This is a genomic window from Actinoplanes sp. CA-131856, from assembly GCF_050956135.1.
GTDB lineage: Bacteria > Actinomycetota > Actinomycetes > Mycobacteriales > Micromonosporaceae > Actinoplanes.
In genome coordinates this window covers 6081053-6106308 of sequence record NZ_CP191849.1, presented here as the reverse complement: position 1 = coordinate 6106308, position 25256 = coordinate 6081053, and the positions used below count along the sequence as shown (strand labels likewise).

Annotated in this window: 22 protein-coding genes; 11 read left to right on the top strand and 11 right to left on the bottom strand. The window is 71.2% G+C overall.

Going from position 1 to position 25256, the window contains the following annotated elements; genetic code table 11:
- Positions 1-12: 12 nt before the first annotated feature.
- From ACQP2X_RS28300 to ACQP2X_RS28290, 3 genes are all read right to left on the bottom strand, one after another.
- Positions 13-1356: a hypothetical protein gene (locus ACQP2X_RS28300; RefSeq protein ID WP_498686953.1), complete on the bottom strand. Its 1344-nt coding sequence runs from the start codon at positions 1354-1356 to the stop codon at positions 13-15.
- Between the two features lie 3 nt (positions 1357-1359).
- Entirely contained in the window at positions 1360-2757 is a 1398-nt protein-coding gene (locus ACQP2X_RS28295) for a hypothetical protein (protein WP_498686951.1), read from the bottom strand.
- A gap of 63 nt (positions 2758-2820) precedes the next feature.
- Positions 2821-4059: an RNA polymerase factor sigma-54 gene (locus tag ACQP2X_RS28290; protein WP_498686950.1), complete on the bottom strand. Its 1239-nt coding sequence runs from the start codon at positions 4057-4059 to the stop codon at positions 2821-2823.
- A 106-nt stretch (positions 4060-4165) separates the two neighbouring features.
- On the opposite strand from ACQP2X_RS28290, the gene ACQP2X_RS28285 reads away from it, so the two are divergent.
- Entirely contained in the window at positions 4166-4951 is a 786-nt protein-coding gene (locus ACQP2X_RS28285) for an alpha/beta fold hydrolase (protein WP_498686949.1), read from the top strand.
- Here the strand turns inward: ACQP2X_RS28285 and ACQP2X_RS28280 are convergent.
- Positions 4923-5513: a TetR/AcrR family transcriptional regulator gene (locus ACQP2X_RS28280; RefSeq protein WP_498686948.1), complete on the bottom strand. Its 591-nt coding sequence runs from the start codon at positions 5511-5513 to the stop codon at positions 4923-4925. The genes ACQP2X_RS28285 and ACQP2X_RS28280 overlap by 29 nt on opposite strands.
- Positions 5514-5529: 16 nt before the next feature.
- Positions 5530-7533: an MDR family MFS transporter gene (locus ACQP2X_RS28275; RefSeq protein ID WP_498686946.1), complete on the bottom strand. Its 2004-nt coding sequence runs from the start codon at positions 7531-7533 to the stop codon at positions 5530-5532.
- Positions 7534-7590: 57 nt separating this feature from the next.
- Between ACQP2X_RS28275 and ACQP2X_RS28270 the strand changes: the two genes are divergently transcribed.
- Positions 7591-9183: a methyl-accepting chemotaxis protein gene (locus ACQP2X_RS28270; RefSeq protein ID WP_498686944.1), complete on the top strand. Its 1593-nt coding sequence runs from the start codon at positions 7591-7593 to the stop codon at positions 9181-9183.
- A gap of 35 nt (positions 9184-9218) precedes the next feature.
- On the top strand, positions 9219-11081 hold the full coding sequence (locus tag ACQP2X_RS28265) for a sensor domain-containing diguanylate cyclase (RefSeq protein WP_498686943.1): 1863 nt from the start codon (positions 9219-9221) through the stop codon (positions 11079-11081).
- Here the strand turns inward: ACQP2X_RS28265 and ACQP2X_RS28260 are convergent.
- Positions 11065-12540, bottom strand: coding sequence for a sensor histidine kinase (locus ACQP2X_RS28260; protein WP_498686941.1), 1476 nt, complete (start codon positions 12538-12540; stop codon positions 11065-11067). The genes ACQP2X_RS28265 and ACQP2X_RS28260 overlap by 17 nt on opposite strands.
- Before the next feature lie 118 nt (positions 12541-12658).
- Here ACQP2X_RS28260 and ACQP2X_RS28255 point away from each other — a divergent pair, with 118 nt between their 5' ends.
- Positions 12659-13039, top strand: a complete 381-nt coding sequence (locus ACQP2X_RS28255) for an HPF/RaiA family ribosome-associated protein (protein ID WP_498686939.1) — start codon at positions 12659-12661, stop codon at positions 13037-13039.
- Positions 13040-13146: 107 nt separating this feature from the next.
- A complete protein-coding gene (locus tag ACQP2X_RS28250; protein WP_498686937.1) occupies positions 13147-13509 on the top strand; it encodes a hypothetical protein in 363 nt (120 codons plus the stop codon).
- 122 nt (positions 13510-13631) lie between these two features.
- Here the strand turns inward: ACQP2X_RS28250 and ACQP2X_RS28245 are convergent, their stop codons facing one another.
- Together ACQP2X_RS28245 and ACQP2X_RS28240 are read right to left on the bottom strand one after the other, a co-directional pair.
- Entirely contained in the window at positions 13632-14525 is an 894-nt protein-coding gene (locus ACQP2X_RS28245) for a fructosamine kinase family protein (RefSeq protein WP_498686935.1), read from the bottom strand.
- Between the two features lie 59 nt (positions 14526-14584).
- Positions 14585-15385: a pectate lyase family protein gene (locus ACQP2X_RS28240; RefSeq protein WP_498686933.1), complete on the bottom strand. Its 801-nt coding sequence runs from the start codon at positions 15383-15385 to the stop codon at positions 14585-14587.
- 20 nt (positions 15386-15405) lie between these two features.
- Between ACQP2X_RS28240 and ACQP2X_RS28235 the strand changes: the two genes are divergently transcribed.
- A complete protein-coding gene (locus ACQP2X_RS28235; RefSeq protein WP_498686931.1) occupies positions 15406-16347 on the top strand; it encodes a CPBP family intramembrane glutamic endopeptidase in 942 nt (313 codons plus the stop codon).
- A 227-nt stretch (positions 16348-16574) separates the two neighbouring features.
- On the opposite strand, the gene ACQP2X_RS28230 is transcribed toward ACQP2X_RS28235, so the two are convergent.
- On the bottom strand, positions 16575-17081 hold the full coding sequence (locus ACQP2X_RS28230; RefSeq protein WP_498686930.1) for a DinB family protein: 507 nt from the start codon (positions 17079-17081) through the stop codon (positions 16575-16577).
- A gap of 41 nt (positions 17082-17122) precedes the next feature.
- Here ACQP2X_RS28230 and ACQP2X_RS28225 point away from each other — a divergent pair, with 41 nt between their 5' ends.
- From ACQP2X_RS28225 to ACQP2X_RS28210, 4 genes are all read left to right on the top strand, one after another.
- The gene (locus ACQP2X_RS28225; RefSeq protein WP_498686929.1) at positions 17123-18139 is read left to right on the top strand and encodes an FAD-dependent oxidoreductase; all 1017 of its coding nucleotides are present in this window, start codon (positions 17123-17125) and stop codon (positions 18137-18139) included.
- 271 nt (positions 18140-18410) lie between these two features.
- Positions 18411-19313 (top strand): ABC transporter ATP-binding protein, encoded by a 903-nt coding sequence (locus ACQP2X_RS28220; RefSeq protein WP_498701065.1) that lies wholly within the window; start codon positions 18411-18413, stop codon positions 19311-19313.
- Positions 19310-20887 (top strand): ABC transporter permease, encoded by a 1578-nt coding sequence (locus ACQP2X_RS28215; protein ID WP_498686926.1) that lies wholly within the window; start codon positions 19310-19312, stop codon positions 20885-20887. Before ACQP2X_RS28220 ends, ACQP2X_RS28215 begins: the two co-directional genes overlap by 4 nt.
- An 86-nt stretch (positions 20888-20973) precedes the next feature.
- The gene (locus tag ACQP2X_RS28210) at positions 20974-21138 is read left to right on the top strand and encodes a hypothetical protein (protein ID WP_498686925.1); all 165 of its coding nucleotides are present in this window, start codon (positions 20974-20976) and stop codon (positions 21136-21138) included.
- Here ACQP2X_RS28210 and ACQP2X_RS28205 read toward each other — a convergent pair.
- Together ACQP2X_RS28205 and ACQP2X_RS28200 are read right to left on the bottom strand one after the other, a co-directional pair.
- On the bottom strand, positions 21131-21889 hold the full coding sequence (locus ACQP2X_RS28205; protein WP_498686923.1) for a citryl-CoA lyase: 759 nt from the start codon (positions 21887-21889) through the stop codon (positions 21131-21133). The two genes, ACQP2X_RS28210 and ACQP2X_RS28205, sit on opposite strands and share 8 nt — an antisense overlap.
- 2 nt (positions 21890-21891) lie before the next feature.
- On the bottom strand, positions 21892-23982 hold the full coding sequence (locus ACQP2X_RS28200; protein WP_498686921.1) for an outer membrane protein assembly factor BamB family protein: 2091 nt from the start codon (positions 23980-23982) through the stop codon (positions 21892-21894).
- A gap of 180 nt (positions 23983-24162) precedes the next feature.
- On the opposite strand from ACQP2X_RS28200, the gene ACQP2X_RS28195 reads away from it, so the two are divergent.
- Positions 24163-25203 carry a ThuA domain-containing protein gene (locus ACQP2X_RS28195; RefSeq protein ID WP_498686920.1) on the top strand — a complete coding sequence of 347 codons (1041 nt, stop codon included), beginning with the start codon at positions 24163-24165 and terminating at the stop codon, positions 25201-25203.
- The last annotated feature ends 53 nt before the right edge of the window (positions 25204-25256 follow it).

Below are 25256 nucleotides of genomic sequence, written 5' to 3'. Positions count from 1 at the left end.
GTTCTTCTCCGATCAGATCGCGAGGGAAAGGTGATGGCCGGTCCTCCGGGGATCCGCCCAGATCGTGGGCTGGCCCACGAAAGTCGGCACCGCGGCCCGCGCGGTGGCCAGCGTGCTGGTGATCGCCCAGTCGGTGATCAGCTCGCGCAGCAGCCGCGCCTCACGCGCCGCGCCGAGCAGCCCGGCCGCACGGGCCTGGCCGATCAGGGCGAACGCCAGCGTGGGAGGCTCTCCGGCCAGCCGCCGCGGATCGGCGCCGCACGCGTGGAAACGGCGCAGCAGCGCCGCCGGATGCACCTCGGGATGGTGCAGCACCTCGCCCAGCGGCCGCCCGCGCAGCGCCGGCGAACGGTGCCGCACCAGCAGCGTGACCAGCTCGGGCAGGGTCTCCTCCAGATCGGCGAGCATCCGGGCCGTGCCCGGCGGCAGATCGGCGGGCGGATACATCCGCCGCCAGACCGCGGCCAGCCGCCGCCACTGCGGATCGGGGTAGAGCCGGTCACCGATCGCGCAGCTGAGCAGCACCCGGATCCACGGCACCGGATGCGGATCGTCGTCGGACGGGCGGAAGACGAACCCCGGGGGCAGGCTGACCAGGGCGATCAGCCCGAGCGTGGAACCGACACCGATGCGGCCCACGGCCCAGTAGTCGGCCACGATCTCGGAGATCCAGGAGTCCCAGCGCCGCCACGCCGCCCGGTGCCGGGCACCCGTGGTGTGCCGGCGCAGGCCCGTGCGCAGCGAGTCGACCAGGCCCAGCAGGGCCGCGCCCTGATGGCCGACCTCGTGCACGAGCGACGACGCGACGCCGAAGCCGATGATCCGCTCCCGGGGGATCCGGATGATCGCCACCGGGTTCTCGCCGCCGCCGGGCAGCCGCGTGCGCACCCGGCGGATCGCCCCGCCCAGACCGCGGTGCAGCGCGCACACCACCGGCGGCCCGTCGACCAGCCCGCCCGGCAGGCGCAGCGCCTCGGCCGCGGCCACGTCGAGCCCGGAGAGCATGACGCCGTTGCCGGTCTCGCTGCGCTGCGTGATCACCTCGGAGAACAGGTCGAACTGCGACAGGGCGTTCTGAAAGGCGATCCGCAACGTCCAGAACCGGCGCTGCTGCTCGGCCGCCGGCGCCGCCGCGCCCGGGCCGGCCAGCCAGCGCAGAAACTCCTCGCCGCGCCGGCCCACGTCGCGCCGGCCGGCCGCGAGGTGATCCTCGATGCCGGCCAGCGCGGCCGGTGACAGCGCCGCGGCGGCGACCGAGGTCTCCTGGAGGACGAACGGCTGGACCAGGCGGAGCCGGGTCAGCAGCGCGCGCGTCTCCTCCTCGACGAACCGGGTGGCGGACGGGTGAACGGTCATCGCTCAGGCGCCCAGCAGCTCGATCTTGCCGCCCCGGCGGACCCAGCGGCCCCCGCCGTCGCCGTGCCCGTTCTGCGGCGCTTCCCATTCGCCCTGCTGATATTCGGGCTGGAACTCGCCGTACTGCGTCTCGCCGTATGGGGCTTCTCCGTAGGGGGCCTCGCCGTACTGGCTCTCCCATTCACCTGAGGTGGGGCCGGGCGGAGGCGGCGCCTCCGGCGGCGTCGCGCCGGACGGCGGCGCGGCCGGGGCGGGCTCGGGCGGGACGCTCGGGGGCGGGGGCGCGCCGATCGGCACGGCGACCCAGCGGAAGCCGGGCTGCGGCGGCTCGGGCGGCGGACCGGCGGGCGGCGCCGGCGGCGGACCGGCCGGCGGCGGGCCCGAGGGCTCCGGCGGCGGCCCCTCGACGTAACCGGGGCCGTAGCTGTAACCGGGGCCGTAACCGGGACCGTAGCGGTAGCCGCGGTAACCCCACGGCCGCCCGTAGCGGCGGTAGGGGTGCCCGTAGCGGTAGCCACCGCGGTAACCGCGGTAGCCGGGCCGGAACCCGCGATAGCCGGGCCGGTAGCCGAACCGGGAGCGCCCGCCGAAGATGCGGCGCACCGCCCGGCCCAGCAACGGCCGCGCGAACCGCGACGCCGCCCGGATCAGCCCCAGCTCACCGACCAGCTCGGCCGGCACACCGGCCGGAGCGGCCGCCGCGTGCTGGGCGGTGGCCGCGGTCAGGCGTACGGCCTGCCGTGCCGTCTCGAAGATCTCCTGCTCTTGGCTCATGCCGCCGGTCTCGGACTCGAAGATCTCGCCGGGCTCGCCGGCGCCCGGCATGGCGGCCTGGACGACCGGGGCGACCGCGTTGATCACCGCGCGGCCCTGCGGCGTCCGGGCGGCGTTCTGCACGCCCTGCACGGCCCGGCCGACCACGTTGACGATGCTGCCGAGCAGTTTGCCGAGCTCGTCCTCGCTGTTCACCTCGAGCAGCCGCGAGGCCATCTCCGCCTCCTGCTGGGGGCTGAGCACGGGCCCGCTCTCGCGCTCCGGCGCCTCGCCGAGCACACCCTTGAGCAGCCGGCCGAGGATGAACTGCTCCTCGCCCTCGTCCTCACCCTGCGGAAACTCGTCCTCGTCCTCGTATTCGTACTCCGCCTCGCGCTTGCCGCCGCCGAGCGCGCCCAGCACCGCCGGCACCACGTTGGCCAGCAGCGGCAGCAACGGCAGGAACTGCTCCTCGGACTGCGGGGACTGCGACTCGTCATCGTCGTCGTAGTCGTAGTGGCGGCGCCGCCGGCGCCAGTACCGCCGACGACGGCCCCACTCGTCCTCGCCCTGCGGCGCCGCCGGATATTCGCTCTGGTTCATCTCGGTCTCGGCGGTGTACTCGCCGGCCGTCGCGGTCTCGAACATGGAGCTCTCCCATCGTCATGCAGATGCGTCAGGGAGAACTGCAAGAACGGGGCCAGCCCACGCTCAGCGCAGCGCGGCCGCCGTGAAACCCAGCCGCGCGCGGTGCTTGGCCACCGTGCGGCGGGCCATGCTGAACCCCTCGGCCCGCAGCTTCTCGGCCACCTGCTGATCGGAGAGCCGCCCGTGCGCGGCGCTCAGGATGCGGCGCAGCGCCTCGTCGGCCCCGCCGCAGCCGGAGAAGAACGCGGACAGCGGACTGGTCGTCCCGTCCGGCATGAGCGCGTACTTGTCGGCCACGGCCCGGCTCACCGTCGACTCGTGCAGGTCCAGCGCCACCGCGACCTCGGCCCGGGTCAGCGGCACGAGATGGGCCGCCCCGTGCGCCAGGAACGCCTGCTGGCGCCGGGCCACGTGCTCGACGACGCGGCGCAGCGTGGCCCACCGGTCGCGCAGCTGCGACAGGAACATCCGGGCCGCGGCCGACCCCGGCCCGCCCGGCCGGGCCCGCAGGCGCAGCAGGGCCGCCTCGACCAGCTCGACCCGGAAACCGTCCCCGTCGGCCCGGATCACCACGTCCGGCACCACGTAGGACGCGGCGGGCGCGGCGCCGCCGTCGAAGGCCGGATAGGGCCGCAGCCGCCGCCGGATCAGCTCGAGCACCGCCCGGACCTGCTCCCGGCTGGTGCCCAGCGCCTCGGCGATCGCCGCGAAATGCCCGCGGCCCAGCGCGGCCAGATGATCGGCGATCACCCGCCGGGCGATCGGGTCGTCCGGCAGGCCCAGAGCCTCCCATTGCAACAGCAGGCACTCGGCGGCGCCGGTCGCGCCCACCCCCGGCGGCCCGCAGCGGCGGATCACCGCGACCACACCGGCCACCCGCTCGCCGTCGGCGCCGAGGTCGGCCGCGCACGACACCGGATCGCGGTCGAACAGCCCGTGCCGGTCGAGACAGTCGACCAGATAGTCGGCCAGCGGCCGGTCGGCCGCCGGCACCTCGGCCAGCACCAGACGGCGCAGGGCGGCCAGATCGGTGTCACGGTCCGGCATGTCGGGTGGACCCACCTCCGCACGGCCGCGCGAAGGCACCCCGCACAGCGGACAGCGAGCCGCCCACGAGCCCCGGCAGACCGGGCACTCGCCGGTCTCCAGACGTTCCAGCTCGGCGTTGGCGCTCAGCTCGTCCTCGACCGTGTCGCGCAGCGCCGCGTACGGCAGCATCAGCAGCTCACCGAAGGCGATCAGCGCGGGCGACACCTCCAGACCGAAGCGTGGCGTCATGGCCAGCTCGAACGAGACGGACACCGTGCACCTCCCGGCCCGACTTCCAGCAGGATCCGTGCCAGGTCGGGTCGCCGGGCCGCTCCCGTCCGTGATCCGACACCGGCCGGGGCGGCCTTATGATCTTTTGATGTACGTCGAACGTCGCGGCCACGGCACGCCGGTGCTCCTTCTGCACGGGTTCGGGGTCGACCACCGGATCCTGCTTCCCCTCGAGGAGATCTTCGAGAAAGAGCCGGGCTGGGAGCGGATCTACCCGGATCTGCCGGGCTTCGGCCGTACGCCGGGACGCGCCGGCCTGAACGGCAGCGACGACGTGGTCGACGAGCTGGTGCGCTTCGTCGGCGCCGAGTTCGGTGACCGGCGGTTCGCGCTAGTCGGCAACTCGTGGGGTGGCATGCTGGCCCGGGCGCTCACCTCGCGCATGCCGCGGCGGGTGCTCGGGCTGTGCCTGCTGTGCCCGGCGATCGTGGCCGAGCGCGGCGAGCGGGATCTGCCCCCTCGGACCGTACTGAAAGAAGATCCTGACCTGATCCGGTCCTTGCCGGCCACCGAGCGGGAGCTCTACCAGGCGGAGGCCGTCGTCGAGTCGGCCGGCGACTGGGAACGGTTCCGCGAGTTCGTGCTGCCGGGCCTTCTCGCGGCCGACCCCGCGGCGGCCCAGCGGATCGAGGCCGACTACGGCGTGCGCCTCGGTCCCGCCGGCGGGCGGTACGACGGGCCCACCCTGCTGCTGACCGGCCGTCAGGACGACATCGTCGGCTACCGGGACACGTGGCGGGTGCTCGAGGACTATCCGCGGGCCACGTACGCCGTGCTCGACGCGGCCGGGCACAACGCGCCGCTGGAACGCCCCGAGGTGACCGGGCCGCTGGTCGCGGACTGGCTCAGGCGGGTCCGCGCAGAAGAGCGTTGATCAGGTCGGTCAGCGGCGGGGTCAGCTCGTCCTCGCCGGCCGAGGTCAGCGGCTCGACGCGCAGCGAGGAGCGCAGCACGACGATGCCGAGCGAGGTGGCCAGCACGAGCTGGGCCCGCAGCAGGCCGTCGGGGGCGGTGGGGGAGCAGGCCGCGGCCAGCCGCTCGCTGATGGCCTGGATGACGCCGCGGCGCATCTGCTCGGCCCGCTCGTCGCCCGAGGTGCGCAGCAGCAGGAGCATCGACTCGCTCATGCTCTGGTCGTCGCGGGACGTGGTGATGCGCCGGGCGATCTCGGCCGCCACGTCGTCGAGGACGATCTCGCCCGAGTCGCGGCGCAGCTCGCTGACCGCGCTCGACAGGCAGGCCTCGAACAGGCCCTCCTTCGACGTGAAGTAGCGGCTGATCAGCGCCACGTTCACGCCGGCCTCGTCGGCGATGTCGCGGACCGTCGTGGCCGAATATCCGTCGCGGGCGAACAGCTTTTTCGCGACGTCGAGCAGCAGCTGACGGGTGCGGGTCGCGTCCCGGCGCCGGGGCGCTGCAGGCTCGGGCGTCTCCACGCCCGAAGCCTATCCGTCAGCGCGCCGAAGTGTCCCGTGAGGGCTCCTCGTCGGCCAAGCGCCGGGCCACGTTGTGCAGGGCCTGGTCCATCAGGGCCCGGTCGTCCGGGCCGGCCAGGGTGATGTCGTCGAGGTTGGCGTCGATCCAGTTGCGCCAGGCGCCCTTGACCCGCTCCAGCTGTTCCTCGCCGTTGGGGGTCAGGGTGACCGTGTCGCCGTCGCGGCGCGCGTAGCCGGCGTCGCACAGGTCGGCGAAAGTCGGTTCGAGCACTTCGGGCGGGACCCGATGGGCGCGGGCTATCGACTCCAGGCCGGCCTGTCCGGACGTACGGCTGTGCATGTGCGTCTGTCCCATCGCCCAGGCCTGCGCCGGCCGCAGATCGGCGCCCGAGGAGGTGAGGATGGTGTCCAGAACGGCCCGGTCGCGGACGGCGTCGCCGATGGCCCGTTCCAGCTTGGCCACCCGGTCGTCGGGCTGTGGCGGTGAGAAGCCCTCGCCCACGTCGGTCGCGGCCGCCTTGGCGCTGTCGCGCAGCGGCACCTCCTTGAGCAGCCACGCGATTGCGAAGCCGAGCACGGCCACCGGCACGACCCAGCGGAAGACGTAGCCGATCGTCTCCGCGTAGGCGTTGATGATCGGTGCGGCCTGGGCGGCGGTCAGCGCGTGCAGCGCCTCGGGACTGGCCGCGGCCGACGGCGAGACCCCCGGATCGGAGGCGAGGGCCGATTCCAGCGACGGGGTCAGCTTGTTGGTGAACAGCGTGCCGAAGATCGCGGTGCCGAACGAGCTTCCGAGGGTACGGAAGAAGGTGACGCCCGAGGTCGCGGTCCCGAGATCGGCGTACGGCACGGTGTTCTGCACGGCGATCGTCAGCACCTGCATGGACAGGCCGATGCCGGCGCCCAGCACGAACATGTAGAGCGACTCCAGCCAGGCGCTGGTCGCCGCGTCCATGGTGGACATCAGGAACAGCCCGAGGGCCAGGACGGCGCCGCCGGCGATCGGGAACGCCTTGTAGCGGCCGGTCCGCGACACGATGATGCCGGACCCGATCGAGGTGAGGAACAGCCCGGCCACCATCGGCAGGGTGCGCACCCCGGAGGCGGTGGCCGAGACGCCGTTGACGTACTGCAGATAGGTGGGCAGGAAGGTCATCGCGCCGAGCATGGCGAAGCCGACGATGAAGCTCAGCGACGAGCAGACGGTGAAGACCGAGTTGCGGAACAGGTGCATCGGCAGCATCGGCTCGGCCGCGCGCAGCTCGACCATGACGAAGGCGCTGAGCAGCACGACCGCGGCCGCGAAGAGCCCGATGATGACCGGCGAGGACCAGGCGTACTCATTGCCGCCCCAGGACAGGGCCAGGATCATGCCGGAGGAGCCGAGGGCGACCAGCGCGATGCCGGCGTAGTCGATGATCGGCCGCGACGCCGAGCGGACGGCCGGGATGGCCCGGGCGGCCATGACGAGCACGACCGCGGCCAGCGGGACGTTGATGTAGAACGCCCACCGCCAGCTCAGATGGTCGGTGAACAGCCCGCCCAGGGTGGGGCCGACGACAGTGGTGACGCCGAAGACCGCGCCCAGCGCGCCTTGATAGCGGCCACGGTCGCGCAGCGGGATGACGTCGGCGATCAGCGCCATGGCGGTGACCATCAGGCCGCCCGCGCCGACACCCTGCACCACCCGGGCCGCGATCAGCACCAGCATGTCGTTCGCGATGCCGCACAGCGCCGAGCCGACGATGAACACCACGGTGCTGACCTGGAAGATCAGCTTGCGGCCGAACAGGTCGCCGAACTTGCCGGCCAGCACCGTGGCCACCGTCTCGGCCAGCAGATAGGCGGTGACGACCCACGCCATGTGCCCGGCCCCGCCCAGGTCGGCAACGATGGTCGGGAGCGCGGTGGAGACGATGGTCTGGTCGAGCGCGGCCAGCAGCATGCCGAGCAGGATGGCGACGAAGACGACGTTCACCTGCCGCCGGGTCAGTACCGGGGGTGCCGTGGCGGTGGACATGCCCTAAGTTTCACGTTTCGTGGTGATTCGCGCCGGAAGATCGCTACTTTTTGTCCCATGGCAAGTGCGGTGCTGGCGGACCTGAGCGTCAAGACGAAGATCCTGGGTGCGGTCTGCGTGGCGATCGTGCTCGCCGTCGTCGTCGGCGTGGGCAGCCTGGTCGGGCTCAGCAACACCAGCGCCTCGGCCGAGCAGATCTACACCAGCAACGTCTCCGGCGTGAACTACGTCGGTGAGATCCGCAGTGAGATTGCCCAGTCCCGGCTGGACGTCACCAATCACATGCTGTCCGACACCGCGGCGCAGAAGAAGCAGTACAGCGACGCCTTCGACGAGGACTACGAGGCGCTGACCGACGCGCTCGCGTCCTATCGGACCAGCGGCCCGGCCGTGCCCGACGCCGAGCTGGCCGAACTGGCCGACGACTTCGAGGCCTATCGCACGCTGGTCGTGGACAAGCTGCTGCCGGCCGGCGACAAGAACGACCTCGACGCGTGGCAGAGCGCCCGCGACACCGACGTCATCCCCCTCATGCAGGAGGTCTCGGGCGACCTCGACCGGATGCGCACCGCCGAGAACGCCGACGCGAAGACCAACGCCGAGGGCGCCCGCTCCAAATATGGCACGAGCCGGACCATCACCATCGTGCTCCTGGTCGTCGGCTCGGTGATCGCGCTGGCCATGGGGTGGGTCGTGGCGCGCCAGATCGTGCGGTCGATGGCCAAGGTCAAGCACGTCTGCGACGGTCTGGCCGAGGGCGACCTGACCCGGACGGCCGGGTTGAGCGCGAACGACGAGCCGGGCCAGATGGGCCGCTCGCTGGACACGGCCATGGCCCGGCTGCGTGAGACGGTCCGGACCATCGACTCGTCGGCGGCCGCCCTGGGCAGCGCCTCCGACCGGATGTCGCAGGCCGGCGGCGAGATCGCCCAGTCCGCCGACGAGTCCTCGGCGCAGGCGCAGACGGTCTCGGCCGCGGCCGAGCAGATCTCCCGCAGCGTCGACGCGGTCAGCGCCGGCAGCGACGAGATGGGCGCCGCCATCCGGGAGATCTCGCAGAACGCGGCCGAGGCGGCCCAGGTCGCCAACGAGGCCGTCGGGCTGGCCGCCAGCACGTCGCAGACCATGACCAAGCTCGGCGAGTCGTCGGCCGAGATCGGCGACGTCATCAAGGTGATCACCTCGATCGCCGAGCAGACCAACCTGCTCGCCCTCAACGCGACCATCGAGGCGGCCCGGGCCGGCGAGGCCGGCAAGGGCTTCGCCGTGGTCGCCTCCGAGGTCAAGGACCTGGCCCAGGAGACCGGCCGGGCCACCGAGAACATCTCGGCCCGGGTCGAGACCATCCAGGCCGACACCGGGGGAGCGGTCACCGCGATCGAGGAGATCAGCCGGGTCATCGCCCGGATCAGCGACTTTCAGACCACCATCGCCTCGGCCGTCGAGGAGCAGACGGCCACCACGGCCGAGATGAACCGCAGCGTCACCGAGGCCGCCTCGGGCACCGGCCAGATCGCCGAGAACATCACCGGCGTCGCCGACGCGGCCCGGCGCACCACCGAGGGCATCACCCGCTCCCAGGAGGCGACGGCCGAACTGGCCACCATGTCGACCGATCTGAGCGCTCTCGTGTCCCGGTTCCGATATTGAGTCAGTAATCGGGCTCCGCTGCCGACCAGGTAGTTGTGACGCGGTCGCTGGACGCCGGCAGCACGAAATGGGTGCTCGGGTCGCTGGCTGCCTTCTTCATGCTGCTGGCCGTGGTCGACGTCATGATCTTCGACGGCGTCGAGCAGGTCGTGCTGTCCGCCTTCGCCTGGGGCAGCGCCGCGGTCCTGGCCGTCGGCGCGGCCGTCGTGCGCCGTCCCCGCCAGGGCCGGCAGCCGGCCGCGCTGAGCCTGTTCGGCTTCATCCCGGTCCTCAACGGCCTGGTGCCGCTGTTCGTGACCGGTGAGCTGCACCAGACCAGCATGCTCATGCTGATCATGGTGGGGCTGGGCGTGGCCGTGAGCTCGACCGCCATCGCCGTCGCGGCCGCGGTCACCGCCACCGTGGGCTGGATCGTGGCCGTGCTGCTGCGCGACGGCCTGCACACCGACGAGCTGACCTACTACGCCATCCAGCTCGGCCTCGCGCTCGTCCTGGGGGCGCTGTTGCGGATCAGCCTGATCCGCCGGCAGCGGCAGATCCGGGCCATGCGCGACGAGCTGACCGCGGCGGCCGAGCGGTTCCGCGGCATCTTCGAGGCGTCACCGGCGGGCATCGGCCTGTCCGGGCCCGACGGCCGCTTCGTCACGGTCAACCCAGCCCTGTGCCGCCTGCTCGCCCGCGAGCAGGACGAGGTGGTCGGGGCCGGCGTCTTCGCGCACGCCCACCCGGACGACCGCTTCGACGTCGACGAGATCGCCCGGCGCATCGCGGCCGCCCCCGACGGCGTGGCCCGCATGGAGGTCCGGTTCTGCCGGCCGGACGACGACACGCGCTGGGTGTGGATCACGCTCAGCCGCACCGACGCCGACCTCATCCTCGTGCAGATGCAGGACGTCACCGCGCGCTACCAGGCCGAGCGGGCCACGCGCGACTCGGAGCGGTTGCTGACGGCCGTGGCCGGTGTCGCCCGCCGCATCCGCACGGGCGAGGACGCGCGGGCCAACATCGTCAGCGCCGTCCGCGAGCTCGCCGCCTCCGACGGCGTCATGCTGATGGAGCCGGCCACCGCCACCGAAGAACTCGTGATCACCGCGGCCTCGAACCCGCACCTGGTCGGCACCCGCATCTCGATGGCCCTGACCTCGATGAGCGCGCAGGTCTACCGCACCGGTGAACCGGTCTTCCGGGCCGACCCCGCGGCCGACCCGATCGTCTCCCCGGCCCTGCTGGAACTCAGCCGGGCCCGGTCCCTGCTGTGGCAGCCGGTCATCGCCGACGGCTCGGTCATCGCCGTGCTCTGCGTGTCGTGGGCCCACCGCCTCGACGACGTCGGCGACCGGCGGGCCCGGGCGGTGTCCCTGCTGGCCGACGAGACCGCGCTCGCGCTCGAACACGAGCAGCTGCTGCGGCACCTGGAACGGATGGCCTACACCGACACGCTGACCGGGCTGGCCAACCGCCGCGCCTGGCAGGCCCAGCTGCCCCGGCTGACCGCGCAGGCCCGGCGCACCGGCGCCCCGCTGACCGTGGCCATCGCCGACCTCGACCACTTCAAGCGCTACAACGACACGTACGGGCACCCGGCCGGCGACGACCTGCTGCGGCACACGGCGGTCGCGTTCACCGACGCGCTGCGCGACAGCGACCTGATCGCCCGGTGGGGCGGCGAGGAGTTCGCGATGGCCCTGCCCGACTGTCCCGCGCCGGACGCGGCCCAGGTGCTCGACCGGGTCCGTGCGGCGACGCCCGGGGCCGAGACCTGCTCCATCGGGTACGCCACGTGGGACGGCCACGAGACGGTCGAGCAGCTGCTGTCACGGGCCGACGACGCGCTCTACCAGGCGAAAGAGGGTGGGCGTAACGCCGTACGGGAAGCTGGAGTCACTTTGCCAGCGTGAATTCGATCCGGGCACCGTCAGTGGAAGCGGTGTCCAGCCGTATCTGCCCGCCGTGGTGCTCGACGATCTTCTTGCAGATGGCCAGGCCGATGCCCGTGCCCGAATAGACGTCGCGCGGATGCAGGCGCTGGAAGATGACGAAGATCTTGTCGGCGAACTCGGGCTCGATGCCGATGCCGTTGTCCTGCACGGCGAACGTGTACTTCTCCTCGTCCTCGTCGACGGTGATGACCACCCGGGGCGGCACGTCCGGGCGGCGGAACTTGATGGCGTTGCCGAGCAGGTTCTGCCACAGCTGCGTCATCAAGGTGGCGTCGCCGGGAACGGTCGGCAGTTTCGGACGTACGATCTCGGCCCCGGTCTCCTCGATCGTCAGCGCGAGCGTGTCCTCGACCCGGCCCACGAGCTCGTCCAGATCGACCGGCCCCCGGTCGTCGTACATCCGCCCGATGCGGGAGAACGCCAGCAGGTCGTTGATCAGCTGTTGCATGCGGGTGGCACCGTCCACGGCGAACCCGATGTACTGCTGGGCGCGGTCGTCGAGCTGCCCGGCGTAGCGGCGCTGAAGCATCTGGCAGAACGACGCCACCTTGCGCAGCGGCTCCTGAAGGTCGTGCGAGGCGACGTAGGCGAACTGCTCCAGATCGGCGTTCGAGCGGTGCAGCTCGGCCGCCTGCTGCTGGCTGGCGGCGAGACTGTCGGCCAGCTTGCCGCGCATCGCCTCCACGTCCTCGGCCAGCCGGGCCACGTCGGCCGGGCCGCGCGGCGAGACCCGGTGCCCGAAATCGCCGCCGGCGACCTTGCGCACGGAGCCGCTGAGCTCGTTCAGCGGCCGCAGGACGACCACGCGCAGCAGGACGGCGATGGACGCGATGAGCAGCAGCAGGGCGACGACCAGGCCGAGGAAGGCGTTGTTGCGCAGCTGCCGGCTGTCCTGGAGGTCGGCGCGGCCCTGCGCGCGCAGCTCGACCAGGCGCTGATCCAGATCGGCCAGCGGGTCCCGGACGGCGTCGAAGGCGGTCTTGCTCTGGGTGACCAGGGCCAGATCGTCGCGGCGCGACTGGACCAGGGGCTCGGCCGCGGTCGTACGCCAGGAGGCCATCCGCTGCTCGACCAGATCGAGGTCGGTCAGGGCTTCCTGGTGCCCGTCGAGCAGGTCGCGGAGCTGCCCGACGAGGCGGGTCTCGTCGGCCCGGCCCTGCTCGTACGGGTCGAGGAACTGCTGCTCACCGCTGAGCACGAAACCGCGCACCCCGGTCTCCTGCCCGACGACGGCGGCGGTCAGCTCGGCCACGGCGGTGCGGGCCGGCGCGATCCGATCGTTGAGACGGTCGGAGACCTCGGTCGTACGGGAGAGGAGCTCCGCACCGACCACAGCGGCCACGGCGATGAGCACCACCATGGCGATGAGGACGGACGCGAACCAGCGCTGACTGGTCCACCGGGCATGCGTGATCACGCAAGCAAGGTACGCGAGCCGTTGCGCTGCCGTTCTCTCGCCCGATTCGGGCGTTTCAAGGCCGCCCGGACCGGGGAAGGATCTTTGCGGAAGGCAGAGTCTCAACGAGGGAGTTGTGATGACAGCGGTGAACAATCCCGCCACCGTGGGTGAATGCCTGCGCGTCGGCGCCGGTTTCTCGCAGGGCGACCGCAACTGGATCGCCGAGCAGTTCGTCACGCTCGACAGCCGTCTGGCCGGTTTCCACGCCGACTCGACCGAGCTGGAGGTCATGGTCAAGGACCGCGACGCGCCGGGCCAGAAGGTCACCCTGGAATGCTGGATCGCCGGCCGCCAGAAGATCGTCACCACCTCGACCGAGGAGGACCTGAACGCCGCCCTGCACGACGTCCGCGACGACCTGCGCCGCAAGCTGGACGACGCCAAGACCCGGCAGGAGCCGCGCAACAACCGCCACCTTCGTTCGCAGCCGGACCTTTCACCGGAACTCGTGGAGTAGAACTTCCGTTGATCAGAAGAGGGGCGCGCCGCGCCCCTCTTCTGCGTTAGTCCCGCCGCCGTCCATCGACCGGAAGGTCGGCGGGAGCCTGTCGTAAGGTCGGGGCCATGTCCGATTTCCTGGCCGAGACCGCCGGCCACGCCCGGCGGGTGCTCGCCGCGGAGGACGGCTGGCCCACCTACGAGGCCGGCCTGGAATTCCAGAGCATGGCCGTGCGCGCGATGGTTGCCGACGGCCCTCCCGAGACGGAGGGGCTCAACCTGATCTGGGGCGCGCTGACCGACGAGATGGATGCTCCCGGACGCGGTTCCCCGGAGCAGGACGCGGAAGCCGTACGGCACATGAAGCGGGCCGCCACCGAATGGCTCACCGTCCTGAACTCACCGTCCGAGCGGGCCGCATATCTGGACCGCTGGATACACGACGAGTGCGGCTACGAGCGGCACCCGAAGCCGACAGGTGAGCGGTGACGAGCCGACCATCGACCGCTCTCTGCTGGAGCTGTGGCCGGCCGCGGCGGGGCCGGACGCAGTCGTACGCCAGACCAGCTCCATCGCCGCCCCTTGGCACTCGCAAGCGCGGGCGACGTGGGTCAGGGACGCGGAGCGGCCCCCGCCCGGAACGGCGCCAGCGTGGCCCGGATCGTCTCGGCGGCGCCCCAGTCGTCGTCGAACTGGGCCAGGACGGCCAGGTGCTGGCGCAGCTGGATGATCGGCATGCGGGCCGGCCAGGCGCTGTCGAGGCCGGTCAGGCCGGCGTAGACGTCGAAGAACCGGCGTGACTCCGCTGGCGGGGCCGTGGTCCAGAGGTGGGCCAGGTCGACCTCGGCCCACATGTACGACACCGCCGGGTCGATGAGCGCGGCCCGTCCGTCCGCTGTGGCCAGCACGTTCTGCGCCCACAGGTCGCCGTGGGTCAGGCACGCGGGCCGGGCGGGCAGCAGCTCGGGGAGCCGGTCACACAGGCGTTCCAGCGCGACCCGGTCGGCGGGTTCGAGCGCCGCCTCGACGCGCGGCTCGGACAGCCAGCGCAGCAGGCGGTGCTCGGCGAAGAACGCGAAGCCGTCGCCGGTCCACGTGTTGACCTGCCGGCGGCGGCCCAGCCAGTTGTCGCGGTGCCATCCGAAGCGGGCGTGGGGCGTGCTCGTGTGCAGGTGGGCGAGGGCGTGGGCGAACCGCTCCCAGAACGCCCCGTCCCGCGGTCGCGGCTCCAGGAACGACAGCACGAGCACCTCGTGATTGGCCACGACGACGTCGGGGGTGGCCTGTCCGCCGAGTTCCCGCAGGGCGGTCAGCCCTTCGGCCTCGGCGGCAAAGGGATCGCCGTCCGGCGCCTCGGCGAAGGATTTGACGAACAAAGGCGGCGCGCCGTCGCGGGAAGCCATCCCGGCGAGCGCGGCCAGCCCACCACTCACGGGCTCGACGGTGACGACGTCGCGGATCCCGGCCCGGGACAACCGTTCCGTCAGAAGAGCTGTCGGGAGCATGTCACCATCCCAGCACACGGCGAAGCCCGCCCCGGCGAAAGGGGCGGGCTTCGCGCGCGTCAGATCTTTCCGGTGCCGGCTCCGGCGGTGACCGTGGCCTTGACGGTGTTGTTGGCTTCCGGGGTGTAGGAATAGGGGATCGCGGCGACGCTGGCGCCGTTGCGGACCTGTTCCGTGCCCGAGTTCACCCGGTAGTTGTTGAGGACCTTCAGGTTGCCGGCGGCGGAGTCGCCGGTCTGGGTGACCGTGGGGCTGCCGACATTCTCGAAGTAGTTGCGCTCGACGAACACGCCCGCGTTCTCGGTGGAGGCCACGCCGTACGAGCCGATGTTGCTGTAGTAGTTGTTCAGCACGTGGACGGGGTTGCCGAATCGCACGCGCGGGTGGCGCTGATTGGTGCCGTCGAACCAGTTGTGCACGTAGGTCACGCGCAGATGGCCGATGTCCTGTGAGCCGTTGTCGTCGCTGTGGCCGAGCAGCATGGATTTGTCGTGGTCGTGCAGGCGGTTCCAGGAGACGGTGATGAAATCGGAGCCGCGCTTGATGTCGATCAGGCCGTCGTAGCCGTTGGCCAGATCGTTGTGGTCGATCCAGACGTTCGTGGTGTTCGTCTGCACGTTGATCGAGTCGTCGCCGGCGTTACGGAATACCAGATTGCGCAGGATGATGTTGCGCACGCCGGACAGGTTGAGGCCGCCGCCGGTGATTCCGGAGCCCGATCCGGCGCCGATGACCGTCTTGTTCGAGGCCACGTTGTACATGCCGGAAATGGAGATGAGGCCGGAGACGCGCACCGTCTGCGAGGTGCTCGAGCTGAGTGCCGACTTGAGGGGCGCCTGCAACCGGACCTCGATTTGCATGCCCCGCCACACTGGTGGCCATGGTGATCCCCCCGGCGCCGTCCGCGCCGTACCACCGGCTCGCCCGTACCCCCACGTTCCGGTGGTGGCGGTCGGTCGTCGGCACCCTGTTCATCGTCGTCGGTGGCCTCAACATGGCCATCGGTGGCCTCCTCGCCGTCACCCTGGTCGGCACGATCGCCGGCCGCCCGGAGGACGCCTACGGCAACCCGTCGTTCGGCCCGCTGCCCGACCTGGCGGTGTCGTTCCTATTCATCGCCGTGCTGCTGCCGTTCCCGCTGCTCGCCGCCCTGCTGATCCAGCGCCGCCCGGCCGGCACGGTCTCCTCGGTGACGGGCCGCCTGCGTGTGCGGTGGCTGCTCACCTGCCTGCCGGTCGCCGGCGTGGCCGTGACCGTCTTCTTGAGCGCCGGCCTGACCTTCGCCACGCTCACCGGTGAGGATGTGGGCCTCGACGACGCGCTGGCCGGCTGGGGCCCGTTCGCCGTGTCGATGCTGGTGCTGCTGCTGGTCGTGCCGCTCCAGGCCGCGGCCGAGGAGTACCTGACCCGCGGCTGGCTCCTCCAGGCGGTCGGCACCCGCAATCCGTGGCTGCCCATAGCCGTACAGGCAATCGTCTTCGCGTCCCTGCACGGCTGGGGCACGCCGTGGGGCTTCGCCGACCTGATCGTCTTCGGCGTGGTGGCCGGCTGGCTGACCATCCGCACGGGCGGCCTGGAGGCGGCGATCGCCCTGCACGTGATGAACAACCTGATCGGCGCCGGCCTGTCGGCGGCTTACGGAGACCTGACCGTGGACGAGACCGCCACGGACATGCCGTGGCAGCTGGCGCTGGCCGACCTGCCGGGCCTGATCGGCTACGCCGCGGCGATCGTCCTGCTGGCCCGCCGCTTCCGGATCGCCGAGACCGTCCCGCCGCCACCACAGTGGACTCCCGCGCAACCGGCGTACAGCCGGCTATGACCTTTCCACCTGACCGCGGCAAGTCCGAACGCGTCGACCCCAACCGGGGCGCGGTGGTCGAGAGCTGGAACAGGACCGCCTGATCTCGTTTCTCCCTGGCGTTGCGCACCGAGCGGCGGATCCTGCTGCAGGGCTGTCCCGCCCGACGCGGCGACGGCCGCCCACGCGGCACGGTTCGTGGCTGGCCGGCGAGCGCCTGGGACCGCTGTCCGCGAGGCGCTCAGACATTATTCGCCGGTGGCGCCGTCGATGCGTTCGCGGAGCAGGTCGGCGTGCCCGTTGTGGCGGGCGTACTCCTCGATCATGTGCAGGTAGATCCAGCGCAGCGAGTGGTCGCCGCCCGGGTCGATCTCGTCGAGGCCGCGGCCCGCGACGGCCGCACGCGACCGGGCGACGCTGGCCAGATAGCTCGCCAGGTCGTCGTCGGCGCGGGCGACGTCGACGACGTCGCTGCGGGACTGGGAATCCGGCGCGTAGTCCCAGTAGTAGTGGTGGCCGGGAAGCCCGTCGAAGTCGTGGAACCAGGCCTCGACCGCCGACAGGTGCCGCACCAGCCCGAGCAGCGACAGCGTCGACGGCGCCACCGAACGGACGGCCAACTGCTCCGGGGTGAGGCCGCCGCATTTCAGCAGCAACGTCGTGCGCTGGAACTCCAAGCGGTCGTCGAGCGCGGCCCGCTCGTCGACGGGCCGGATCGGCGGCTCGGGGCGCTCGGGCGTGGTCCAGGCTGACATGGCGGTGACCTTACGCGAGCGGCGCTGATAGCGTCGCCGCCATGAAGGTCGCGGTGATCGGTGGCGGTGTCGTCGGTTTGTCGGCCACGGCCGCGTTGCTCCGGCGCGGCGCCGAGGTCCGTTGCTACGAGGCCGGGGAGCCGATGGGCGAACGCTCGGCCGGCGACACCCGGATCTTCCGGCTCGCCCACACCTACCCCGACATGGTCGAGCTGGCGGCCCGGTCACGGGCGCTGTTCGCCGAGTGGGGCCCGTCCCTCATCGACGAGGTGGGCACGGTGGTCAGCGGCCTCGAGGCGGGAAACTGGGCGGCGGCGATGGCCGCGGCCGGCGCCACCCACGAGATGGTGGAGCCCGGATCGTCCCGGCTGCGCCTGCCGGCGACCACCTTCACGGGCCCGGCCCTGCTCGATCCGGCCGGCGGGGTGATCCGGGTCGACCGCATCCGCGCCTACTTGCTTGCTGCCGTCGGCGACCGCCTGCGGACGGCGCACGTCGACGCCGTCGAAGAATTCCCAGCAGGTGTACGGATCCACGCGGGCACCGACGTCGACACGTTCGACGCCGCCGTGATCTGCGCGGGCGCCGGCACGTCGGCGCTGGCCGCCGGGGCCGGCATCGACACCCCGCCCGCGCTGGAACACCACCTGCGCGTCAGCTTCCCGATCCGCCCCGGCGCGCCCGAGCCGCTCCAGTGCTGGATCACCGAGGACACCTACCAGCACCTGGCCGCCCCCGGCACCTGGGCGGTCGGAGCCGATGTGGATTCCGCACTGGTCGCCTGGGACCGAGGACGGCCCGCCGCCGAACAGGCGTCACTGGAGCTGCTGACCGCGTACGTCACCGAGCATCTGCCTTTCGTCGAGCCGCGCCCGATCGCCCGCGTCTACTGCACTCATGACCCGGCCCTGGGCGACGGTCTCCAGTTCGCCCGCAACGGCCGAGTGCTCGCCACGTACGGCGAGAACTTGATGAAGTTCGCCCCACTGCTGGGCGAGCTGCTGGCCCAGTCCAGCCTCGACGGCTCCCTTCCGGCCAACGCGGGTCCGAGCGCCTGACGTCCTGGAGGGCTGAGTCATCAGGCCCTTCCATCATGGGAACCACCCGGCTGATCGGAACCCGGAGCGGAATTCGACCGCGCCTTGGTCGGGACGTTGTTGACCAGCCTCTGCGCGCGCTGGTCGAGTACAGATCCCGAATGGACACCGCTCGTTTCTGGAAGCCCTGAGGAATATCGGGCGGCTCCAGCGTGCCGGCGGGTCGTACGATGCTGGATGTTGTGCCGGGAAGGCTGGTCTTACTGCGCGCGACCCAGGAGCTGACATGGACATGTCCAGCGAAGCGGCGATCGCCATCACCGCTCTGCACAAGTCGTTCGGCCCGACCAAGGCGCTTGACGGGCTCGACCTGACCGTGGCCGCGGGGGAGGTGCACGGCTTCCTCGGTCCCAACGGCAGCGGTAAGACCACCGCCATCCGTGTGCTGCTCGGTCTGCTGCGGGCGGATGCCGGAGAGGTACGTCTGCTCGGTGGTGATCCGTGGCGGGACGCCGACCGGCTTCACCGGCGTCTGGCCTATGTGCCGGGTGACGTCACGTTGTGGCCCGGGGTCACCGGTGGTGAGGTCATCGATCTGCTGGGGCGCCTGCGCGGTGGCGTCGACCGGGGGCGCCGTGACGAGCTGCTCGAGCAGTTCGATCTCGATCCTCGGAAGAAGGCTCGGACGTACTCCAAGGGGAACCGGCAGAAGGTCGCCCTCATCGCCGCGCTCGCGTCGAACGCCGAGCTTCTGCTGCTCGACGAGCCCACGTCCGGACTGGACCCGTTGATGGAGTCGGTGTTTCAGCGGTGCGTCCACGACCTCAAGAGCCAGGGCCGTACGGTCCTGCTCTCCAGCCACATCCTGGCCGAGGTCGAAGCCCTGTGCGACCGGGTGAGCATCATCCGGCTCGGCCGCACTGTCGAGTCGGGCACGCTGACCGAGCTGCGTCATCTCACCCGGACGTCGATCGCTGTGGAGACCACGCGGCCGGTCGACGGGATCGGGCGGCTGCCCGGCGTGCACGACGTGGTCATCGACGACCATCATGCCCGGTTCGATGTGGACACCGCCCAGCTCGACACCGTCGTCCGTGAGCTCGCCCCGCTGGGCGTGCGCAGCATGACCAGTTCCCCGCCCACGCTCGAGGAGCTGTTCCTGCGTCACTACGGCGAGGACGGTGGCGCCTCGTGACCGGGACCCTGGCGCTTCTTCGTTTCCTGCTGCGCCGGGAGCGGATGAGCCTTCCCTGGTGGCTGCTCGGTGTCACGCTTCTCGTGCTGGTGCAGTCCGTGCAGAGCCAGGACTTGTACGGCACCCCGGAGGAGCTGCGGCAGCTCCGGGAGACGATCGGCGCCAACAACGCCGTGATCGCGATGAGCGGGCCGACCGATCTGCTCGTGTCGATCGGCGGCGAGATCGTGTTCGAGATCTTCGCCTTCGCCGTGATCGTGGTCGCCCTGATGAGCATGTTTCTGGTCGGCCGGCACACCCGCGCCGACGAGGAGTCGGGCCGGGCCGAGCTGATCCGGTCCGGCCAGGTCGGCCGGCACGCGCCGCTGGCCGCGGCGCTGCTTCTCGCCGGACTGGCCGACGTCGCCGCCGGCCTGCTGGTGTTCGCCGTGGCCGCCGGCACCGGGCTGCCGGTGGCCGGATCGGCCCTGTTCGGGGTGGCCATCGCCGCGACCGGCCTCGTGTTCGCCGCGTCGGCCGCGGTGGCGGCGCAGGTCTTCGAGAGCACCCGCGCGGTGTACGGGACCGTGGCCGCCCTGCTCGGCGCCTCCTTCGCGCTGCGTGCCGCCGGCGACGTGGGCAGCGGCGCGCTGTCCTGGGCGTCGCCGATCGGCTGGGGGCAGCGGACCTTGCCGTTCGCCGGCGACCGGTGGTGGCCGGTGGTGCTCTCGCTGGCCGTCGCCGCGCTGCTCGGCGTGGCCGCCGTGCTGTTGCTGGCGCATCGTGACTTCGGCGCCGGTCTGGTCGCGACCAGGCTCGGGCGGGCGCGGGCCTCGGCGGCGCTGGGGAACGTGTACGCGCTGGCGTGGCGGCTCCAGCGGGGAGCGGTCGCCGGCTGGGCGGTCGGGCTGTTGCTGCTCGGGGTGGCGTACGGCTCGATCGGCGACAGCATCGAGCAGTACGTCCGTGACAACCCGGAGATAGCGCAGTTCCTGACCGGCGGCGCCGGCGACGTTCTGAACGCCTACCTGGCCGTGACGGCCGGGATGGCCGCGGTGCTGGCGGCGGCGTACGGGGTGACCAGCATCCTGCGGGCCCGGGCCGAGGAGACGTCCGGGCGGGCCGAGGTGGTGCTGGCCGCACCGGTGAGCCGGGGGACCTGGCTGGCCGGTCAGCTCGGTGTCGCCCTGCCCGGCACCGCCTTGACCCTGATCGCGTTCGGGTTCGGCGAGGGCCTGGCGTACGGGGCGACCGTGTCCGACCTGAGCCAGGTGCCGCGGCTGATCGGGGTCGCGCTCGCCTACCTGCCCGCGGTGTGGCTGATCGTCGGCGTGACGGTGCTGGCGTTCGGCTGGCTGCCCCGGCCGGCCGCGATCGTCGCCTGGACCGTGATCGCGTACTGCGCCGTCGTCACCCTGTTCGCCGACTCTTTCGACCTGCCCGGCTGGTCGCGGCAGGCCTCGCCGTTCACGCACACGCCACAGGTGCCCCTGGACGAGGCCACGGTCACGCCCCTGCTGACGCTGACCGTGCTCGCCGCCGCACTGGTCGGCGCCGGATACGCGGGCCTGCGCCACCGGGACGTCGGATACTGAGCCGGTGCGCCCTTCCGACGACGTCATCGAGGCGGCCCACCCTGGCCACGTTCGAGGCCGACGCCCCGCTGCCGACCGGCGTCGCCGTGACCCCGGCCGGGTCCGGGCACGACCTTCGCTTCACCCGCACCTGGCGGCGTCTCGCGGCCGACCCGAGCCTGCTGCGCGCCTACAACGACCTCAAGGCCACCTCCAGCCCGGAGGAGTACGAACGTCGCAAGTCGGCCTTCTTCGACGAAGTGTCTAGGTAGGCCCGAGGAAGGTGGGGCGGATCGCCGGGGGGATCGGGCCCTTGTTGCGGCGGCCCTGTCCAGTCTCCTCCCACGCGTGGGCCAGGATGCCGACGCTGCGGCTCAGGACGAACAGGCCCCGGGCCAGGGGAGCGGGGAAGCCGAGCTCGGCGTAGATGACCGCGGTGGCGCCGTCGATGTTCATGGGTACGGGCTGGAGGGCTTTCTCGACGGCCAGGGCGGCCCGCAGGTGGTCGCCGGGCACCACCTCGGCCGCCGCGGCCGCGGCGGTCAGCTCCAGGAGGGGGTCGCGGCGCGGATCGCGCGTGTGGAAGCGGTGACCGAAGCCGGGCAGGTAGCGGATGCCGCGGGCGCGCCACTCGGCGATGACCACGTCGGCCGGCACGGCGCGGGTGACGATCTCCGACAGCAGTGACACGCACTGTTCGCCGGCGCCGCCGTGTGAGTCGCCCAGGACGTTGATGGCGCTGGCCATCGCGTTGTTCAGACCGACCCCGCAGGTCGCGGCCATCCGGGCCACGGCGATCGACGGGGCGTGGGGGCCGTGGTCCACACCGGCGATCAGGGCCGCCTCGAAAAGACGGAGCTGGCCGGGGGTGGGGCGTGAGCCGCGCAGCATGAGCCAGGTCATCTCGCCGAAGGTGATGTCACCGATCAGCGTGGCGACGGGGATGCCGCGCAGCTCGATGACGTTCGGCTCGATGCGGGAGACGGCGGTGGCCCACCAGTCCGCGGCCTGGGAGTCGGTCATGGTCAGTAAACCTCGATCTTGCCGGTCGGCCGCGGGCTGTGGAAGTCGTTGTAGAAATACTCGCCGCGGCGCTTGAACGTGTACTGGAAAGACTCGCCGGGCTTCAGCCGGATGTCGAACAGGCCCTCGAAGAACTGTGTGGCGCCGTGCTCGTGCACGTTGTCGGCCGGGTTCACGAAAGTGACGGTGGTGCCGGCCGGCACGCGCAAATGGGTCGGCGCCATTCCGTTGACGGCCGTCGACTCGACCGAGCCGACTGTTCCGGTCGCCGCGTCGAAGGTCCGGGCCAGGACGACGGTGTTGTTCACAACGCTTCCCTCGACCGGGCCGCCGGACACTGGACGGCGGACCACCGGGGGCGGCGGGGTCGGGGCCGGCTTGACCGTGCCGCCGAGTTTGAACGTCCACAGGAAGTCGCCGCGCGGAGCCGAGTCGCCGTACGGGATTCCCGTTCCGCCGGCGTAGACGGACAGATATTCGGTGCCGTCCACCTCGTACATGATGGGGCTGGCGCTGATGGCCGCGCCGCACTGGAAACGCCACAACTCGCGGCCGTTGAACGCGTCGAGGGCGATGAGATTGCCGTCGGGCTGGCCGATGAAGATGAGCCCGCCGGCCGTGCTGAGCACGCCGTTGCCATGGGCCAGGGAATACGGCATGCGCCGCTTCCAGCGCACCTTGTTGGTGGTCGGGTCGACCGCGACGACGCCGCCGGTCATGTATTCGCCGGGCGGGCGCAGGCCGTTGCTGCTCTCCGAGAGGGAATGGGCCGCCGCCACATATCCGTAACCGGTGTAGACCAGACCGGAATTATGGCTGTACGACTGGTGGTTCCAGCACGCTCCACCCCCATGCCCCGGTGTGGACAGCACCGGCACGTCCCAGAACGGGTCGTAGAGCTTGCCGCGTTTGTAGTTCGGCACGGCCCGGTTCGGATCGCCCGGCACCGACGTTCCCAGCGGCTGCGGGACGACCTCATTCTCGATCCAGCCGCCCTGGCGGGGGAACGGCTGGGTCGGCCAGGTCTTCTGCCGGGGTTCCTGCGGTACGGGTATCTCGTCGATTCCGAGCGGAGCGCTCCCGTCCGTACGGTCGAGAATGTAGTACATCCCGCTCTTGCTGCCGTAGACGACGATTTTGCGGAGGCGGCCGTGAATGCGGACGTCGGCCAGGACCGGGGCCATGGAGTTGTCCATGTCCCAGATGTTGTGGTGCACCGACTGGAAGTGCCAGCGGTACTTCCCCGTCTTGATCTCCATGGCGACGATCGAGCTGGAGAACAGGTTCTGCCCGCCGCGGCCCGAGCCGTCCTGCGACGAGTTGCTGCCGCGCGCGTTGCCGAACGTCCAGTAGACGAGCCCGAGCTCCGGGTCGAGCGCCGGGTGCAGCCACGGCGTCGCCCCGCCGACCTGCCAGGAGTCGCCCTCCCAGGTGTCGTTGCCGAGCTCACCGGGGCCGGGCGCGCCCCAGAAGTTCCAGACGAGCGAGCCGTCGGTGGCGTCGAGGGCCAGCGCGGCGGCCCGGTTGCTGTCGTGCGTGCCGACGTGCAGCAGCCCGTCGTGATAGGTGACGGCGACCTTCTCCATGGTCCCGTAGCCGGTGATCTGCCGTTCCCAGACGACGGCGCCGGTGGCCTGGTCGAGCGCGATGATCCAGCTGCCCTTGCCGTGGGTGAAGACCTTGCCGGCGCCGACCGCGACGCCGCGGCGGGTCAGGGTGCCGCGGGTCTGCTGGTACGTCCACTTGGTCTGCCCGGTGCGGCCATCGACCGCGTGCACGTTGCCCAGCGCCGACTCGATGTAGAGCACCCCGTCGACCGCGACCGCCGTGCTCTGGTTGGTGCCGGTGGTGAGCCCGCCCTCGATGCGGTTGACCCAGGCGCCGCCGAGCCGGCGGATCGTGCCCTGGTTGATGTCGCGCAGCGCCGAGTAGTTCTGGTTGCCGTAGTTGCCGCCGACCTTGGGGAAGTCGGATCCGCCCGGGGTGGTGCACGCCTGCGCCGGCTTGGCGGCGGTGGCGGGGGACGGCGCCGCCCCGACCAGCGCGGCCGCGGCAATCGTCCCCTTGAGGACTGTGCGGCGTTGAACCTCCATCGCGTTCTCCTTAGTGGTCCACCTAGTGGACCTACAGGTCCGTCTAGAGGTACGCAGCCTACGACGCGCAGCGAAAGTAATCCATGCTTGCGCTGCTGGAAACATCGTCTTTATATTGAGCCCGGCCGTTAGATCGGAACACTCGGTCCGCCTGGCGGACCACCGGGAAGGCTGGTCAGAGTGACGAACAGGCGCAATGTCCTCAGAGGTGCCGCGGCCGCCACCGCCGCGGCGGCGGTCGGTGCGACCACCGGCGCGGGATCGGCCGAGGCCCACGCGGGCGGCCGGGAGCCGACGGTCAAAGAGCCGATCACCACGAACATTCCCCGCGGCCAGGAGAAATACTTCGACCCCTATTACAACGTCGTCCGCGGCCAGGTCCCCGCCTCCTACCACCCCTGGGTGGCCAACCGGCAGGACAAGATCCTTCTCTACACACGGACGGCCGGACCCCGCCACGCCCATCTCGGGCCGGCCCTGGCCGCCGGGCTCAACCCCGCGCTCACCGACGCCCACGTGCTCCAGAACGCGATCGTCAAGTGGATGGGCGAGGTCGGCGTGCAGGTTGACTGGACCGAGGACGTCACGCTGATGCCGGGAATCGGCAGCACCTACAAGGCGGTCGTCTTCGGCAGCACCAGCCGCGACACGCTCTTCAAGCACGGCACGGCGGTGCAGCCGAACGCCGCGGTGAACACCACCACGCCGGCTCACCTCGACGCGGCCCGTACGGCGCTGCGGCAGTACGTGCGGGCCGGCGGCGGTTTCGTCGGCATCCACAACGCGATCGGCGGCACCGAATACAACTGGCCCTATTACGAGGGCCTCAGCGGCGGCACCCAGTATTACGACCACGGCGCGAACCAGAACGGCACCGTCGTCACTCTCACCAAGGACTCCTCGACGCAGGGGCTGCCGCCGCGCTGGGAGTTCAAGGACGAGTGGTACAACTGGATGCCCTTCCCGACCCGGGTGAAATTCCTGCTCGCCGTGGACGAAGCGTCGCTGGCCACGAAATCGAACACCCATCCGGGGCACGGCAAGTTCCACCCCATTTCCTGGTGCCAGTACTACGACGGCGGCCGGTCCTGGGTGACCGCGCTCGGGCACGACTCGCAGGCGTACATCGACGGGTCGGGTTTTGTGGGTCAGGCCTTTTTCAAGAAACACGTCGTCAATGGAATTTTGTCCGCCATGGGCAAGATCCCGTTCTGCGTATAGGGAGGAACCGCGATGGAGAAGAAGAAGACCTGGACCAAGCCGCGTACGGAATG

Coding starts and splice junctions, on each gene's coding strand:
- ACQP2X_RS28225 (WP_498686929.1), top strand. CDS start 17,123: ATGAAGGTCGCGGTGATCGGTGGCGGTGTCGTCGGTTTGTCGGCCACG.
- ACQP2X_RS28235 (WP_498686931.1), top strand. CDS start 15,406: ATGGTGATCCCCCCGGCGCCGTCCGCGCCGTACCACCGGCTCGCCCGT.
- ACQP2X_RS28245 (WP_498686935.1), bottom strand. CDS start 14,525: ATGCTCCCGACAGCTCTTCTGACGGAACGGTTGTCCCGGGCCGGGATC.
- ACQP2X_RS28300 (WP_498686953.1), bottom strand. CDS start 1,356: ATGACCGTTCACCCGTCCGCCACCCGGTTCGTCGAGGAGGAGACGCGC.
- ACQP2X_RS28255 (WP_498686939.1), top strand. CDS start 12,659: ATGACAGCGGTGAACAATCCCGCCACCGTGGGTGAATGCCTGCGCGTC.
- ACQP2X_RS28200 (WP_498686921.1), bottom strand. CDS start 23,982: ATGGAGGTTCAACGCCGCACAGTCCTCAAGGGGACGATTGCCGCGGCC.
- ACQP2X_RS28220 (WP_498701065.1), top strand. CDS start 18,411: ATGTCCAGCGAAGCGGCGATCGCCATCACCGCTCTGCACAAGTCGTTC.
- ACQP2X_RS28295 (WP_498686951.1), bottom strand. CDS start 2,757: ATGTTCGAGACCGCGACGGCCGGCGAGTACACCGCCGAGACCGAGATG.
- ACQP2X_RS28230 (WP_498686930.1), bottom strand. CDS start 17,081: ATGTCAGCCTGGACCACGCCCGAGCGCCCCGAGCCGCCGATCCGGCCC.
- ACQP2X_RS28285 (WP_498686949.1), top strand. CDS start 4,166: ATGTACGTCGAACGTCGCGGCCACGGCACGCCGGTGCTCCTTCTGCAC.
- ACQP2X_RS28205 (WP_498686923.1), bottom strand. CDS start 21,889: ATGACCGACTCCCAGGCCGCGGACTGGTGGGCCACCGCCGTCTCCCGC.
- ACQP2X_RS28240 (WP_498686933.1), bottom strand. CDS start 15,385: ATGCAAATCGAGGTCCGGTTGCAGGCGCCCCTCAAGTCGGCACTCAGC.
- ACQP2X_RS28275 (WP_498686946.1), bottom strand. CDS start 7,533: ATGTCCACCGCCACGGCACCCCCGGTACTGACCCGGCGGCAGGTGAAC.
- ACQP2X_RS28270 (WP_498686944.1), top strand. CDS start 7,591: ATGGCAAGTGCGGTGCTGGCGGACCTGAGCGTCAAGACGAAGATCCTG.
- ACQP2X_RS28250 (WP_498686937.1), top strand. CDS start 13,147: ATGTCCGATTTCCTGGCCGAGACCGCCGGCCACGCCCGGCGGGTGCTC.